The sequence below is a fragment of the Phytohabitans kaempferiae genome, assembly GCF_042433955.1.
Taxonomy (GTDB): domain Bacteria; phylum Actinomycetota; class Actinomycetes; order Mycobacteriales; family Micromonosporaceae; genus Phytohabitans; species Phytohabitans kaempferiae.
Genome location: NZ_JBHLUH010000056.1, coordinates 45,048 through 59,979 on the forward strand (window position 1 = coordinate 45,048; position 14,932 = coordinate 59,979).

Consider the following 14,932-nt stretch of genomic DNA (forward strand, 5'->3'; position numbering starts at 1 on the left):
CCCCGCGCCAATGGCGTGGGGCTCCTACCGTCCGTCCATCGTCTACCGTCCGTCCATCGTCGGTTGGGGTCGTGGACCGCGCAGGGCGAGGCTGCGGGAGCAACGGTCTGGACCGCGACGGACAGAGCGGCAGCCCAAGGTTGTCTTTGAAATCGCCTCTCCGGCGGCCTTTTCCGGCGGCGGCCACCGTGTGACGGCGGCTGGCCGGTGAGGCGTGGGCGGGTAGCCTTGCCGGGTGGCTCGCACCCAACGCCGGGTTTTGGCCGGTCTCGTCGCCGGTGCCCTAATCGCCGCCGGCTGCACGCTCCCGGTCTACGCCCCGCAGACCGACGGGGGCGGCAACGCCGCGCGCGACACCCCCGCACCTGCCGCGCCCGGCGAGGCCGCGGTGTGGAGGCCCTGCCCCGACGTGCCCGAAGACCTCGTGGGGCGGGGCGCGCCCGGCATGCGTTACGAGTGCGCCAGCATCGCGGTGCCGCAGGACTGGGCCGACCCGAGCGGCAGCGGCACGTTCGAGGTCGCGCTGCTGCGCGCCCGCTCCAGCCGCCAGCATGACCGCATCGGTTCGCTGGTGGTCAACCCGGGTGGTCCGGGCGGCTCGGGCATCGACACGGCCGTCTACCTGTCGTTCGGGGCGGCGTTCAGCGGGCTGCCCGACGAGATCACCGAGCGCTTCGACGTCGTCGGCTTCGACCCCCGCGGCGTCGCCCGCTCCTCGCCGGTCGAGTGCATCTCCGACGCCGACCTCGACGCGACCTTCGCCGCCGACCCCGACCCTGACACGCAGGCCGGGTTCGACGAGGTGGTGGCGATCAACAAGCGGGTCGCGGACGGCTGCGGCGCCAAGTACGGCGACGACCTCAAGCTCTTCTCCACCGAGCAGGCCGCACGCGACATGGACGCGGTGCGGGCCGCGGTGGGCGACGAGAAGCTCACCTACCTCGGCTACTCGTACGGCACGCTTCTCGGCGCCACCTACGCGCAGCTCTTCCCCAACAAGATCCGCGCGCTCGTGCTCGACGGTGCGGTGGACCCCGGCCAGGACCTGGTCGCCGGATCGGAGAGCCAGGCGAAGGGCTTCGAGCGGGCCTTCACCAACTTCACCAACTGGTGCGCGCAGACCAGCGGGCGATGCCCCATCGCGGCAGATGCCCGCGGCGCCGTCACGGCCGCACTCGACAAGGCCCGAGTTTCGCCGGTACGTGGCCGCGACGGTCGCGAGGCCACCGCCGGCTGGGTCTTCTACGCGGTCATCTCCTCGCTCTACACCGAACAGGGCTGGCAGGAGCTCGCCACCGCGATCGACGACATCCAGCGCGGCGACGCCTCGGGGGTCTTCGAGCTGGCCGACTCGTACGCCGAACGCGACGACAACGGCCGCTACTCCAACCTCTTCGACGCCAACCTGGCGGTCAACTGTGCCGACTCCGCCGAGAAGCCGACGCTCGAGCAGATCCGCACGTACCAGTCGCAGTGGCGCTCCCGGTACCCGCTCTTCGGGGCGGCACTCGCGCTGGGCATGCTGCCGTGCGCGTACTGGCCGGGCGAGCGCGACCCGTACCCGACCGGCGAGGCGCGCGGTGCACCGCCGATCGTGGTGGTGGGCACGACGGGCGACCCGGCGACGCCGTACGAGCAGACCGCCAAGCTCGCCGACATGCTGGGCGTGGGCGTGGTGCTGACGTGGGAGGGCGAGGGCCACACCGCGTACCCGCAGACCGAGTGCGTCACCCAGGCGGTCGACCGGTACCTGCTGGACCTGGAGGTACCAAAGGCGGGGCTGCGCTGTCCGCGGTGAGCCGGCGGTAGGCGGAGGCGGACGCCAGGTCCGCACCGATGTGGCCCCGGGCTGATTCCGTCGTCTGGGCCCGCCCTGCCTTTACGGAACAGCCCTAGGGTGGGAGGCGTGACCGACGCCCTCTTGCGCCCCGCGACCCGTGCCGACCTGCCCGCGATCGTGGCCATGCTGGCCGAGGACACCTTCAACGCCAGTTGGGGGCCGGCCGACGATCCCGCATATGCCGCGGCGTTCGACCAGATCGAGGCAGACCGGCAGAACACTCTCGTGGTCGCGGACCGCGCCGGCGACGTGATCGGCACGATGCAACTGACCTACATCCCGTCCCTGAGCAACCGAGGCGCCGAGCGGTTGCAGATCGAGAGCGTGCGCGTCCGTTCCGACCAGCGCGGCCGCGGCCTGGGTCACGAGATGATCCGGTGGGCGGTCGAGCAGGCCAAGGCACGCGGATGTGGCCTGGTGCAGTTGACGACCGACAAGCGCCGCGTCGACGCACACCGGTTTTACGCGTCCCTCGGCTTCATCGCCTCGCACGAGGGCATGAAACTGCCCCTTTGAGGCTCAGCCGTCGTCTTGGCCCCGTCGCGGGCGTGAGCGACGCGGTGCCCGGTCAGCTTGGCCTGTCGCGGGCGTGAGCGACCCGGTGCCCGGTCAGCTTGGCCTGTCGCGGGCGTGAGCGACCCGGTGCCCGGTCAGCTTGGCCTGTCGCGGGCGTGAGCGACCCGGTGCCCGGTCAGCTTGACCCGTCGCGGGCGTGACCGGCGCGGTGCCTGGTCAGCGAATGCCGCACGGCCGAGGTGCGCCCGGCCTGGTCTCCGGCGGGCGCCCCGCCTTCACCGCACTGCCGCGTGCACCGACGCGGACCCGACCGGCGCCGGGCAGCCTCCACAGCGCCCTCAGGAGTCAGGCGCGCGCGCTCCCCACGACGCGGCGCTGGCGATACGCACGGGTCTTGTTGCGGTTACCGCAGGAGGCGCCACACCAGCACTTCGACGAGTTTTTGGAACGGTCGTAATAGGCCCACTGGCAGCTGTCCTCCCGGCAGATCTTCAGCCGTGACCAGATGCCGTCGCGCTCGGCGAGCACCATCGCGGCGACGATCTCCGCCAGCAGGCCGGGGACGCCGCCCGCCGTAGGCGCCAGGCTCATGCCGCCCCCGGTGAAGCGGGCCCGCAGCGGCAGCCCGGCGGCGAGCCGGTCGAGCTCCGCGCGGGGATCGGCGCCCTCGTCGTCGTGCCCGGATGCCTCGCTCCCCCGCTCGCCCGCCGCCGCCGTGTCGTGTGCCGGCACCTCGTGGCCGTGCGGCGGGCTCTCAAGGTCGTGCGCGGCCAGCTCCATGCGCAGCGCCGCGCGCAACTGCCAGGCGAGGTCGAGGTCGGCGGTCGCCACGGGCACGTCGCGCCCCTGCGCGGACAGCCACCGCTGGAAGCGCTCGGTCGAGGTCAGCTCGTCGGTGCCCTCCTCGACGTCGACGGTGTTGGCGAACGCCTCCACCAACGCCAGCTGCTCCGGAACCCCGTCGGCCACGACACCTCCAAACCGCCTTGACTGGTAACCACCATCCTACTACCGTCATGGCAACACCATCAAAGACTTTTCACTAGTGTCGAGGGGGCGCGCGATGCACCCATTGATCGCTTCGATGTGGCTCGAGGCATACGACCAGGAGCTGCGTGACGAGGCCCGACATGAGCGCCGAGCCGCCGCTGTGCACCTCGGCGGCGGTTCGCTCCGCGTCCGCGCGGGTCGCGGGCTGATCCGGCTTGGCCACCGGCTGGCGGGCGAGGCCGCCCGTCACCCCCGTCCCGCCTGACGGCACGCCATGCGGGGCGAGGCGCGGTCGAGGGGATCAGCCCTTGCGGTCGCGGTCCTTGGATGGCTGCACGCGCTTGGGCTCGCCCGGCATTTTCGGGTGATCGGGCGGATAGGGCATGTCGCCCTGGCCGTCGCGCTCGTCCCGTTCCGACCACTCCAGCAGCGGCGAGATGTCGTAAGACTCGTCGTCGATCGCGGCGTGCGGGTCGCCGATCTTCGCAAACCGCTCCGGCACCGTGCGGATGTCGAAGTCGTCCGGCTCCACCTCGGGCAGCTCGTCCCAGGTCACAGGCGTGGAGACGGTCGCGCGCGCGTTGGCCCGGAGGGAGTAGGCACAGGCGATCGTGCGGTCGCGCGCCATCTGGTTGAAGTCGACGAAGACGCGCTCCCCCCGCTCCTCCTTCCACCACGAGGTGGTGACCAGGTCGGGGCGGCGACGCTCGACCTCGCGGGCCAGCGCGATCACGGCGCGGCGCACGCCGACGAAGTCCCACTCGGGGCGGATCCGCACGTAGACATGCACGCCCCGGCCGCCCGAGGTCTTCGGAAAGCCAGCGATGCCCAGCTCGTCGAGCACCTCGCGCAGCACGCCGGCGGCCTTCACCGCGTGGCCGAAGTCGGTGCCCGGCTGGGGGTCGAAGTCGATGCGCAGCTCGTCGGGGTGGTCGGCGTCGGCCTTGCGCACCGGCCAGGGGTGAAAGACCACCGTGCCGAGTTGGGCCGCCCACGCGACGTGTGCCAGGTCCACGGGGCACAGCTCGTCGGCGGGGCGCCCACTCGGAAAGGCGATCCGTGCGGTCTGCACCCACGGCGGCACACCCCGCGTCGGGATGCGCTTCTGGTAGAACATCTCCCCCTCGATGCCCTCCGGAAAGCGCTGGAGGGTGGTGGGCCGGTCACGCAGGGCACGCACGATGCCGTCGCCCACGGCGAGGTAGTACGAGAAAAGGTCGTGCTTGGTGTATCCACGCTGCGGGAAGTAGACCTTGTCAGGACTGCTCAGTCGCACCTTGTGGCCGGCGACCTCGACCTCGACGGCGCTCGCCTTCGGACTCATGTCGCGACCATACTGCTTCTGAGCAGGTCAGCTGTGCACGCTCCAGTCGCGGTGGGTCTCCCACAGGTGCACGAGCATAAAGAGGCGGCGCTCGAAAAACGGGTCCCGTCCCAGCCATCGCCCGTCGTAGGGCGCGGGCAGTCGCAATGTCTCGCCGCTCTCCAGATACACGGCCACGACAGTGCGGCGGCGCCGGCGCTCGGGGCGGATGTCCACCACCTGGCGCCATGAGGCCACGCCGGGCAGGTCGGGCACGGTGCGGCGGATGCCGTATTCGTCGACTTCCGTGCCGCCGCGGCGCCCGGCCACCACACGGCACAGCAGCACCGCGAGCGGCGGCACGACCAGCACGGCCGGGCGAAGCGACGTCGGCACCACAAACGCGACGAGCAGGGCGACAACCGCACAGATCATGCCCCCGCACAGCCCGTGGCTGATCGCTTGGCGCCAGGTCGGCCGAAAGCTGACCAGCACGTCCGCGTCCCCCATGTCAGGTCAACGACGGCGTCACCTGTTGGTAATCAGGGGGCGGGGCCAGTCACCCGGGCGCGGTCGTACCGTTGGAGCATGGCTGCAGACGAAATGACCGTGCCCACCACCGATGAGGAATGGCACGTGCGACTTTCGCCCGACGAATACCGCGTTCTCCGCCAGGCCGGCACCGAGGCGCCCTGGACCGGAGAGTACGTGGACACCAAGACCAAAGGTGTCTACCGCTGCCGGGCATGTGGGGCAGAGCTCTTCTCCAGCGACACGAAGTTCGACTCGCACTGTGGCTGGCCATCGTTCTTCACCCCGCTGGCTGAAGACCGCGTGCGCTACATCGTCGACCAGTCACACGGCATGGTCCGCACCGAGGTGCGCTGCGCCCGCTGCGACTCGCACCTGGGTCACGTCTTCGAGGGCGAGGGCTACCCGACGCCCACCGACCAGCGATACTGCATCAACAGCATCTCGCTGACGCTGGAGCCGGCCGACAAGGCGTAGGCGAGCGGCCGCGAGACGCACCGCCCCGAGCCGTAGGTGGCTGGCGCAAGGCCACCACCGCGCGGGGCGGGCGGCGACACGTGCCGCCAGGGCCGGGTCCGTGGGGGCCAGGCCCTGACGAGCACGCGCCCCGCCCACGCGCCTCGCGCACGAGCACGCCCGTCTCCTCGACACCACGCACACCGCGCCATGCACGCCAAGAGACCGCGCGCCATGCCCCGTGGGGAGCCACCGGGAGCGCCCTGCCCGCCCACGGGACGAGCCTCGCCTACAGGATGAGGCGCACAGTCGCTACGATCCCCAACCAAGGTGTACGGGGAGGACAACATGGCGCGCATACTGACGGTTTCCTCGCAACGAGCGGGGGCGTATCCGACCATTCAGGACGCGCTAGAGGTGGCGGCCGACGGTGCGGTCATCTCTGTCGAGCCCGGCACCTACACCGAGGCGATCCGCATCATCGGTCGCCGCATCAGCATCTCGGCCGCCAAGGATCCCGGCTCGGTCACGATCGACGCGAGCGAGGCGGGCGGCCCGGCCATCGCCGCCTCGCGTGCCGAGATCACGCTCCAGGGGCTGGTGCTCAAGGCCGGCGACTACCCGGCGGTGACCGCGTCCGGCGGCCGGGCCACGATCGACAAGTGCGAGGCCAGCGCGGGCTACGCGGCGGGCATCTCGGTGACCGACGGCGCCCAGGTGGCCGCCACCGACGTGAAGGTGACCGGCGGGCAGTACGGCTTCGTGCTCGAAGACTCCGGCGGCACGCTCGACAAGTGCGAGGTCCGCGGCATCGCCGACGACGGCATCATCGTGCGACTCGGCGCCAACCCCACGATCCGTAACTCGACGGTCGCCGGTTGTGGCTACCGGGGCATCTATGTGTACCAGGCGGGCCGCCCCACGATCGAGCGGTGCGACATCTCCGGCACCGGCGACGCGGGCATCTCCGTGGCACACCAAAGCGCGCCGACCATCACCGACAGTTGGGTGCACGACACCTCGGGCGTGGGCATCTCCTTCGGGCGCGGGTGCGGCGGCCTGGTCGAGGGCACGCGCGTGGAGGGCACCGCGTCGCCCGGCATCGACGTGGAGGACGGCGCGACGCCGACCATCCGCGTGGCCGACGACACGGCCGGCCAGCTCAAGGTCGGCGTGAGCGCCACCGAGGGCCTGGCCCAGCAGGACACCGAGAAGGTCGACAAGCTGCTCGCCGAACTCGACTCGATGATCGGCCTCGCCAGCGTCAAGGCCGAGGTCCGCGCGCTCATCGACGAGATCCAGGTCAACGAGTGGCGGCGCAGCGCGGGCCTCGCGGTCGGCGGCGCCAGCAACCACCTGGTCTTCACCGGCGCGCCGGGCACGGGCAAGACCACCGTCGCCCGCATCTACGGCCAGCTCCTCAAGGCGCTGGGCGTGCTACCGGGCGGCGATTTCAAGGAAGTGTCCCGCCGCGACCTCGTCGGCCAGTACATCGGTCACACCGCGGAGAAGACCACCTCGGTCTTCGAGCAGGCGCTCGGCGGGGTGCTCTTCATCGACGAGGCGTACACCCTCTCCCGGTCGGCCGGCGCCAGCGCCGACTTCGGGCAGGAGGCCATCGACACGCTGGTGAAGCTGATGGAAGACCACCGCGACCAGGTGGCGGTCATCGTGGCCGGCTACACCAACGACATGGCCAACTTCCTCGACGCCAACGCCGGTCTGGCCTCCCGGTTCGCCAAGACGCTCGAGTTCGAAAACTACTCCCCCGACGAGCTGGTGCTGATCGTGCGGCGGATCGCCCGCAACGACGACTACCTGCTGGGAGCGGGGCTCGACGAGGCGCTGCTGGAGTGGTTCGCGCAGATCGAGCGCGACCAAAACTTCGGTAACGCGCGCGAGGCACGCAAGCTGCTGGAGGGCATGCGCAAGGTGCAGTCCGGCCGCCTGCGCGCGCTCGGCCGCATGCCCAGCCGTGACGACCTGCGCACTCTCGTCCTCGACGACTTGCTGGGAGCCACACGCTGAACAGTGAGCGAGCTTGCGAGCTAGCCATCAGGCTCAGTGAATCAGGCCCGATGCTCGTCTCACCATCAGACGGGCATGCCTTTCTATGATGGTGAGGCGCATGGCTGACGGTGCGGCGCGCGCCAGCAGCCGAGCACACGACGGTTGAGGCAGCGCCCGCGCTGGGCGAAAGCGAGGACGGGGGTAGTCGACGGCATGACGGTGTCGCCGCAGAGCGTGTCGCCACACCAGGTTCGCGCCGTCGCGCGGGTCGCGAGCGAGTCGCCGGAGCAGTCCGGCCCGGCGATCCTGCTACCTCGCCGCAGACCGGGCCACCTGGGCCCGGTGCACATCACCCAGCTGCTGCTCGCCGAGGTGGTGGTGGTCGCCATCCTGGCCAGCATCACCAGCGAGATCATCGCGCTGATCGGCGGTGTGGTGCTGGCCGGTATCCTGCTGCTGCTCGTCACGCTCGGCCGGCGCCACGGCCGGTGGTGGCTGGAGCGGCGGATGATGACGCGCAACTACAAGCGCCGCCGGCTGAGCTCCACCACGTCGCCGTACGGTGACGATCCCCGCCTGGGCGCCCTGCGCCGCCTCGCCCCCGACCTGGTCGTGGAAAACGTGTCGGTGGCCGACGGCGCGCACGTGGGCGTGGCCCGCGACGACGCCGGCTGGTACGCGGTGGCCGCGGTCACCTCCAGCTCCCCGATGCGCGACGAGCCGGGTCCGATCCCGCTGGAGGCGCTGGCCGCGGCGCTCGCCGAGGCCGACCAGCCGGGCGCGGTGCTGCAGGTGGTGACCCAGACCGTGCCGGCGCCGAGCCTCGACATGCACCCCTCCTCCGCGGCCGGGCAGTCATACCGGCAGTTGCTGGCCCGCTTCGGCACGGTGCCGGTGCCGGCCGACCGCAGCACGTGGATCGCGGTGCGGCTCGACGCCCGTACCCTCGCGGAGGCCGTCGCGGACGGCGAGGCCGACATCGAGACCGCGCCGGCGGTGGTGGCCGCGCTGGTGCGGCGCGTGGCCAAGGCGCTCCGGCGCGTGGGCGTGAGCCACCGCCTCCTCGACGCCAACGAGCTGCTCGAGGTGCTGCTCCGCTCGTGTGACCTGGCGCCCACCACGCAGAGCGCCGAGCCGGTGCAGCCGCGTGAGGACTGGTCCGAGTGGCACTCGACGCGCCTGGCGCACCGGTCCTACTGGATTCGCGGTTGGCCGCCGGTCGACCAGGCGGCCGCGCTCCTCGACTGGCTCACGACCACGCCGGCGGCGATGACCAGCCTCTCCCTGATCATGGCGCCCGACGACGACAAACGCATGATGGACCTGCGCGGGCTGGTCCGCGTGGCCGCGCCCCCCGAGCAGCTGGCCCAGGTCAGCCAGGCGATCCGGCGCGGCGCCGAGCAGGCCAAGGCCGACCTCTTCCCGCTCGACGGCGAGCAAGGGCCCGCGGTCTACGCCTCGGCCCCGACCGGAGGTGGCGCGCGATGACCCGGCCCCACGCATCCCGCGAGAGCGGCCGGCGTGCCGTGAGCGGAGGGGACGCGCGATGACCCAGCCCAGACACCGTGACGAAGAGCACCAGCCGCAGCACGGCGCCGCCCAGGCGGCGCCCGGACAGGGCGCCGTGGGCAAGGCGGTCGTCGGCCCGCCTCCCTCCGTCGCGCGCCCGGCCGTCCCCACGCAGCACGGCACGCCGTACGCCCAGCAGGCCGCGCCGCCCCCGCCGCGCACCGCACCACCGCCGCCACCGACCCCGCAAATACCGGTCGCATCCCCGCCCACCGGCGGCATGGTGATCGGCCGCGACCCGACGCTCTCCGCGCCGGTGGTGCAGGTGCCGCCGCCCTCGACGGCCGACCCGCGGAGCAGCACCGTGGCCCGCCAGGCGGCGCAGGCGGCCGCCGCCGCACAGGCCGCTTCCACGGCGTCCGCGCAGGCCGCTGCCCGCGCGATCCCGGAGGCGGAGCAGCAGGCGCCAGCCGGCACGGTGTACGACAGCCGCCGCCCGCCCAACGGCGGTGGCCGCCAGGGCATCTCCGGCAGGCTGGCGCGGCTGCGGATCGGTTCGCACACGGTGTCCCGTTCCGCGCTGGCCAAGCTGCGCTTCTCCGCCCCGGGCACCGGCCTGATCCTCGGCGCCGACCGGCAGCAGCGCCCCGTTTCCGTGCGCTTCTTCCGGCCCGAGCCGACCCGCGTCGCGCTGGTCGGCGGGGCGTGGGCGGGCATGCTGGTCGCGTTCCGCGCACTCGCGCTCGGCGCCCGAGTAGCCGTCATCACCGCTGACCCGCGCACCTGGCACGGCTTCGGTGAGCGGGCCACCGGGCGGGGCGACCGGGTCGCGGTCTTCCCGACCGAGCAGCCGCTCGCGCTCGCGGCCACCGCCCAGCAGCCGGTGCTCCTCCTGTACGACTTGGGCCTGGTCGGCCCCAACGCGCCGCAGCAGCTCGGGCCGTGGCAGACCCAGATGACGGTGCTGCGGCAGCTCGACCAGAGCGGCGTACCGTCCATTCAGGACTGCAACCTGGTGATGTTGCAGCGCCTGGGCAGCGCGGAGGCCGCCCTGGTCGGCGGCGCGCTGCGGCTGCCGGCGCCGAGCACGCAGTTCCTCCAGGTGATGGCAGACGACATGATCGCGCTCGTCGGCGACGGCAGCGACCGTTACATCTGGTTCTCGCAAACCGACGTCGAGCGGCAGTACGCGGGCGCCCCGCGCCGCTGACCGCGGACCGCCGCGCCGGAGAGGGCGTGAGCGCCTGTGCCGCCACGCGCGTGCAAGCGCGCCCACACAGCCGCGTCCTACGCGCGAGCAGAACACCACCGACTGCGCCTTCGCCCGGCGGCTGCCTGTGAGGCAGCCCGCCAACAACCGGAAGCCGAGCAAGCCTCCCCGACAGCGCGTGCGGGCCAGGGCGAAGGTTGTGAACCGCGGAGGGTGCGGCTGCGGGAGCAGCGGTCTGGACCACGGCGCACATCGCGGTAGCCCGGATCTGTCTCCTTTGGAAGGATCTGTGCGGCTAGGCTGCTCTGTGCGGTTAGGCCGCCGGTGGGGTCCAAGAGAGCTGGACGAGCCGGGCGCCGCCGCGGCGGGTGAAAAGCCACGCGCGGCCCGGGGGCAGGATCTGCGGCTTCATGTTGCCGAAGAGCGCGCCCTCCTCGCGCGGGCCGGACATCATGATGCCCGGCGAGGCCAGCTCGCGAATCCGGGCGATCACCGGGTCGAACATGGCGCGGTTGGCGCCGCCGATGCGCCGGGTGAGCACCAGGTGCAGGCCGATGTCGCGGGCTTGTGGCAGGAACTCCAGCAGCGGGGTGAGCGGGTTGGCCGTCGAGCTGGCGACCAGGTCGTAGTCGTCGATCAGCAGGTACAGCTCGGGGCCCTTCCACCAGCTCCGGCTGCGCAGCTGCTCGGGCGTGACGTCGGGGCCGGGCAGCCGCTCGCGCATGACCGTGGCCACCTGCTTGACCAGGTCGATGGTGGTCTGCTGCGAGGTGCCGTAGCCGATCAGGTGCGGCGTGTCGATTGTGCCCAGCAGGCTGCGGCGGAAGTCGACCAGCATCAGGCGGGCCTGGCTCGGGTCGTAGCTCATCGTGATCATCTTGGCCAGGCTGCGCAGGAACGAGCTCTTGCCCGCCTCGATGTCGCCGAAGAGGATGGTGTGCGGCTCGGCGTCGAAGTCGAGGTGTACGGGCTGGAGGTCGGCCTCCGCGATGCCGATCGGCAGGCGCCCGCCGGACGGCATGGGCAGCACCTCGAAGGGCAGCTCGGCGGGGAGCAGGCGTACGGCCGGGGCCGGCGGCGCGGTCCAGTAGTCCTGGGAGAGCTTGACGAACTCGGCCACCGCGTCGGCCAGGTCGTCGACGCGCATCTCGCCGTCGATGCGGGGCAGGCCGGCCAGGAAGTGGAAGCCGTCCGGGGTGAGACCGCGGCCGGGCGCGCCCTCCGGCACGTTGACCGCGGCGCGCCGGTTGATCGCCGAGTCGCTGGGGTCGCCGAGGCGCAGCTCCAGCTTGGTGCCGAACATGTCGCGCGCGACCGCCCGCACGTCCATCCACCGGTTGCTGGCGGCGAGGATGTGGATGCCATGGCCGAGGCCGCGGCTGGCCAGCTCGTTGACCATCGGCTCGAGGTCTTCGAACTCGGAGCGGATCGTATTCCAGCCGTCGATGACCAGGAACACGTCGCCGAACGGGTCGTCGGCGAACCGGCCCTGCGACTTGGCCCGCCGGTACGCCGCGATGCCCTCCACGTTGTGCTTGGCGAACGTGGCCTCGCGGACCTGCATCAGCCCGTGCATCTCGGCGATGGTGCGGCGCACCTTGTCGACCTCACGCCGGTTTGCCACACCGCCCATGTGGGGCAGCCCGGCCATGGCCGAGAGGCCGCCACCGCCGAAGTCGAGGCCGTAGAACTGCACCTCGCGTGGCGTGTGGCGGAGGGCGAGGCTGCCGACCAGCGTACGCAGGAAGGTGGTCTTGCCGCTTTGCGGACCGCCGACCACCATCACGTTGCCGGCGGCGCCGGAGAGGTCGAGCCACATCGGCTCGCGCAGCTGCTCGAACGGCTTGTCGATGATGCCCACGAGCCCGTGCAGCGCCCGCTCCGGGCTGAGCGCCTGCGTGGTGAGGCCGCGCTCCGGCGCCTGCACGATCGGCGCGAGCATCTGGCCCAGCGTCGGCGGCTCGTCGAGCGGCGGCAGCCACACCTGGTGGGCCGGCGGGCCCTGCCCCTCCATGCGCTCCACGAGTACGTCGAGCAGCGTCTCGCCGACCGCGGTCTCCTCCGGCTCGACCGCCTCGGGCGTGGCCGGCTTGTCGTCGCGGGGCGGGGCGACGTAGTACGTGGTGAAGTCGCGCACCGGGTCGAGCTGGCGCCCGCGCGAGGTGGGACGGTAGCCGTCGCCACGGACGACGCCGGAGACGTACGCCGCGCGGAAGCGGATCAGGCCCTCGGTGCCGGTGCGCAGGTAGCCGTGGCCGGGCGCGCGGGGCAGCTCGTACGCGTCGGGCACGCCGAGCACGGCCCGGCTGTCCATCGAGGAGAACGTCCGCAGGCCGACCCGGTAGGACAGGTGGGTCTCCAGCCCGCGCAGCCGCCCCTCCTCCAGCCGCTGCGAGGCGAGCAGCAGGTGGATGCCGAGCGAGCGGCCCAACCGTCCAATCTGGACGAACATGTCGATGAAGTCGGGGCGCGCGGTCAGCAGCTCGCTGAACTCGTCGACGATGACCAGGAGGCTGGGCAGCGGCGCGAGCGGCACACCGGCCGCGCGGGCCCGCTCGTAGTCGCGCTGCGACGCGTAGTTGCCCGCCTTGCGGAGCAGCTCCTGGCGCCGGACCAGCTCGCCCTGGATCGCCCCGAGCATGCGGTCCACGAGGGACAGCTCCTCGGACAGGTTGGTGATGACCGCGCTGGTGTGCGGCAGCCGGTCAAGCGCGGTGAACGTCGCGCCGCCCTTGAAGTCGACCAGCACGAAGTTGAGGATCTCGGAGCTGTGCGTGACCGCGAGCGCGAGCACCAGCGTGCGGAGCAGCTCGCTCTTGCCGGAGCCGGTGGCGCCCACCAGCAGGCCGTGCGGGCCCATGCCGTCTTGCGCGGACTCCTTGAGGTCGAGCTCGATCGGCCGCCCGTCGGGCCCCACGCCAATCGGCACGCGCAGCCGGTCGCGGTTGGGCCGGCTGGCCCACGTAGCGCCGAGGTCGAAGTCGCGCGGGCTGCCCAGGTCGAGCAGCTCGGCGAGGCCCAGATCGATGGTGGGGCCGCCGGACTGGTCGGCGTACGACGTGGCGGAGAGCCGCAGCGGCGACAACTGGCGGGCGAGCACCTCGGACTGCGGGACGTCGAGCGTGTCCGCCTTGCCGACCTGCGTGGTGCCGTCCATTGTGGTGCCGGAGATGGTGCCGTCTTCCTCGACGTCGAGCACCACCGACGTGTCGTCGAGCAGCCGAGGCGGCGGGTTGGAGAGGTCGAGGATGGTGACCCCGGCCACGCCGCCGTCGGTCATCAGGTGGTCGGAGCCGGCCGTCGAGCCGCCGTCGATCACCACGACCACGTGTGGCCCGCCCACGGCGTTGCCGACCGAGGGGTCGAAGCGCGGCCGGTTGGCCAGCACGTCGTCGAGCATCGCCTCAAGCGCGGTGACCGAGGGCGCGAAGAGCCGGATCGGGCCGATCGCGTCGAGCTTGGCCGGATGCTGCGCGTGCGGCAGCCACTTGGCCCACTCCCAGTGGCCGCGCTGCGTGTCCTGCGCGCACACGCCGATCAGCAGGTCGTCGGGGGCGTGGAAGGTGACCACCTGGGCCAGCGTCGCCCGCACCAGGTCGCGCACCACGGCGTCGGACCCGCGCAGGTAGACGTGGGAGAAGTCGCGCAGCGCGATGGCGACCGGCAGGTCGGGCACGATCGAGTAGGTCGCGACGAACTTGCGCAACGCCATGGCGCACAAGGGCTCCAGCTCGTCGACCGGGCGGGTCGACGGCGGCACCAGCGGCGTCGCCACCTCCTGCGCGCCCACGCCGATCCGCACCACGCTGAAGTCGGCGTCGGCCCGGCGCCGCTCCCACAGCCGCCCCCCGGTCGCGGAGGACCAGAGCGCGTCCGGGTCGGGATGGCGGTAGTAGATGGCCTCGCGCTGCTGGCGGATGGTGGCGCGGATCTGCGCGCGGAGCTGGGCGAGGCGGCGCATGTACTGCCGACGGGCCTCGATCATTTCCTTTTTGCCCGGACCGGACTGATTCATCATCATCATCCCCATCATGCCGAGGATGGAGATGCCGAACATGCCGCCGGCCACGTACGTCAGCGGGCCGCCACCGCCCCGCTGACCGGCCATCATCAGACCCATCGCGGCACCGCCGGCCGCCATGGGCAGGATCATGAGCATCCGGGTCCACGCCTTGCCGGACGCCTGCGGCACCTCGGGAGGCGGGTCGAGGACGACCTCACCGCTCGGGAGCAGCGGCGCGGCACGGCGCGGAGGCCGTTTGACAATCACCGATGACACCGCTCGTCCTCCCCGTAGTCCGCCGGTCAATCTTATAGACCGACGCCACCCTGCCTGCCACGCTCCGTCGCTCGGCGCGCATCCGCCGCCGCGCGCAAGGCCCGTAGCCTCGCAACTCCCGCTCTCCGCCGCCACGCTCCGTCGCTCGACGCGCATCCGCCGCCGCGCGCAAGGCCCGTAGCCTCGCAACTCCCGCTCTCCGCCGCCACGCTCCGTCGCCCCAGCGCGCGTCCACCACCGCGCGCAAGCCCTGCCGCCCAGCCGCGAAGGCCGAAGCCACGCTCCGTC

Annotated in this window: 11 protein-coding genes; 7 read left to right on the plus strand and 4 right to left on the minus strand. The window is 72.1% G+C overall.

Going from position 1 to position 14,932, the window contains the following annotated elements:
- Window positions 1-235 precede the first annotated feature (235 nt).
- Window positions 236-1,798, plus strand: a complete 1,563-nt coding sequence (locus ACFFIA_RS25665; RefSeq protein ID WP_377254743.1) for an alpha/beta hydrolase — start codon at window positions 236-238, stop codon at window positions 1,796-1,798.
- 108 nt (window positions 1,799-1,906) lie between these two features.
- Window positions 1,907-2,356 carry a GNAT family N-acetyltransferase gene (locus ACFFIA_RS25670; RefSeq protein WP_377254746.1) on the plus strand — a complete coding sequence of 150 codons (450 nt, stop codon included), beginning with the start codon at window positions 1,907-1,909 and terminating at the stop codon, window positions 2,354-2,356.
- Between the two features lie 345 nt (window positions 2,357-2,701).
- Here the strand turns inward: ACFFIA_RS25670 and ACFFIA_RS25675 are convergent, their stop codons facing one another.
- Entirely contained in the window at window positions 2,702-3,325 is a 624-nt protein-coding gene (locus ACFFIA_RS25675) for a CGNR zinc finger domain-containing protein (protein WP_377254749.1), read from the minus strand.
- 115 nt (window positions 3,326-3,440) lie between these two features.
- On the opposite strand from ACFFIA_RS25675, the gene ACFFIA_RS25680 reads away from it, so the two are divergent.
- Window positions 3,441-3,611 (plus strand): hypothetical protein, encoded by a 171-nt coding sequence (locus tag ACFFIA_RS25680; RefSeq protein WP_377254752.1) that lies wholly within the window; start codon window positions 3,441-3,443, stop codon window positions 3,609-3,611.
- 36 nt (window positions 3,612-3,647) lie between these two features.
- On the opposite strand, the gene ligD is transcribed toward ACFFIA_RS25680, so the two are convergent.
- A complete protein-coding gene (gene ligD / locus ACFFIA_RS25685; protein WP_377254754.1) occupies window positions 3,648-4,670 on the minus strand; it encodes a non-homologous end-joining DNA ligase in 1,023 nt (340 codons plus the stop codon).
- A 27-nt stretch (window positions 4,671-4,697) separates the two neighbouring features.
- On the minus strand, window positions 4,698-5,144 hold the full coding sequence (locus ACFFIA_RS25690; protein ID WP_377254757.1) for a hypothetical protein: 447 nt from the start codon (window positions 5,142-5,144) through the stop codon (window positions 4,698-4,700).
- A gap of 93 nt (window positions 5,145-5,237) precedes the next feature.
- On the opposite strand from ACFFIA_RS25690, the gene msrB reads away from it, so the two are divergent.
- The 4 genes from msrB to ACFFIA_RS25710 all read left to right on the plus strand — a co-directional run bounded on the left by msrB (window position 5,238) and on the right by ACFFIA_RS25710 (window position 10,365).
- Entirely contained in the window at window positions 5,238-5,657 is a 420-nt protein-coding gene (msrB, locus tag ACFFIA_RS25695) for a peptide-methionine (R)-S-oxide reductase MsrB (protein WP_377254760.1), read from the plus strand.
- A gap of 327 nt (window positions 5,658-5,984) precedes the next feature.
- Window positions 5,985-7,664, plus strand: a complete 1,680-nt coding sequence (locus ACFFIA_RS25700) for a right-handed parallel beta-helix repeat-containing protein (protein ID WP_377254763.1) — start codon at window positions 5,985-5,987, stop codon at window positions 7,662-7,664.
- A 195-nt stretch (window positions 7,665-7,859) separates the two neighbouring features.
- Entirely contained in the window at window positions 7,860-9,134 is a 1,275-nt protein-coding gene (locus ACFFIA_RS25705) for a type VII secretion protein EccE (RefSeq protein WP_377254765.1), read from the plus strand.
- 58 nt (window positions 9,135-9,192) lie between these two features.
- Entirely contained in the window at window positions 9,193-10,365 is a 1,173-nt protein-coding gene (locus tag ACFFIA_RS25710) for a hypothetical protein (protein WP_377254768.1), read from the plus strand.
- A 313-nt stretch (window positions 10,366-10,678) separates the two neighbouring features.
- On the opposite strand, the gene eccCa is transcribed toward ACFFIA_RS25710, so the two are convergent.
- Window positions 10,679-14,644 carry a type VII secretion protein EccCa gene (gene eccCa / locus ACFFIA_RS25715; RefSeq protein ID WP_377254771.1) on the minus strand — a complete coding sequence of 1,322 codons (3,966 nt, stop codon included), beginning with the start codon at window positions 14,642-14,644 and terminating at the stop codon, window positions 10,679-10,681.
- Between the last annotated feature and the right edge of the window lie 288 nt (window positions 14,645-14,932).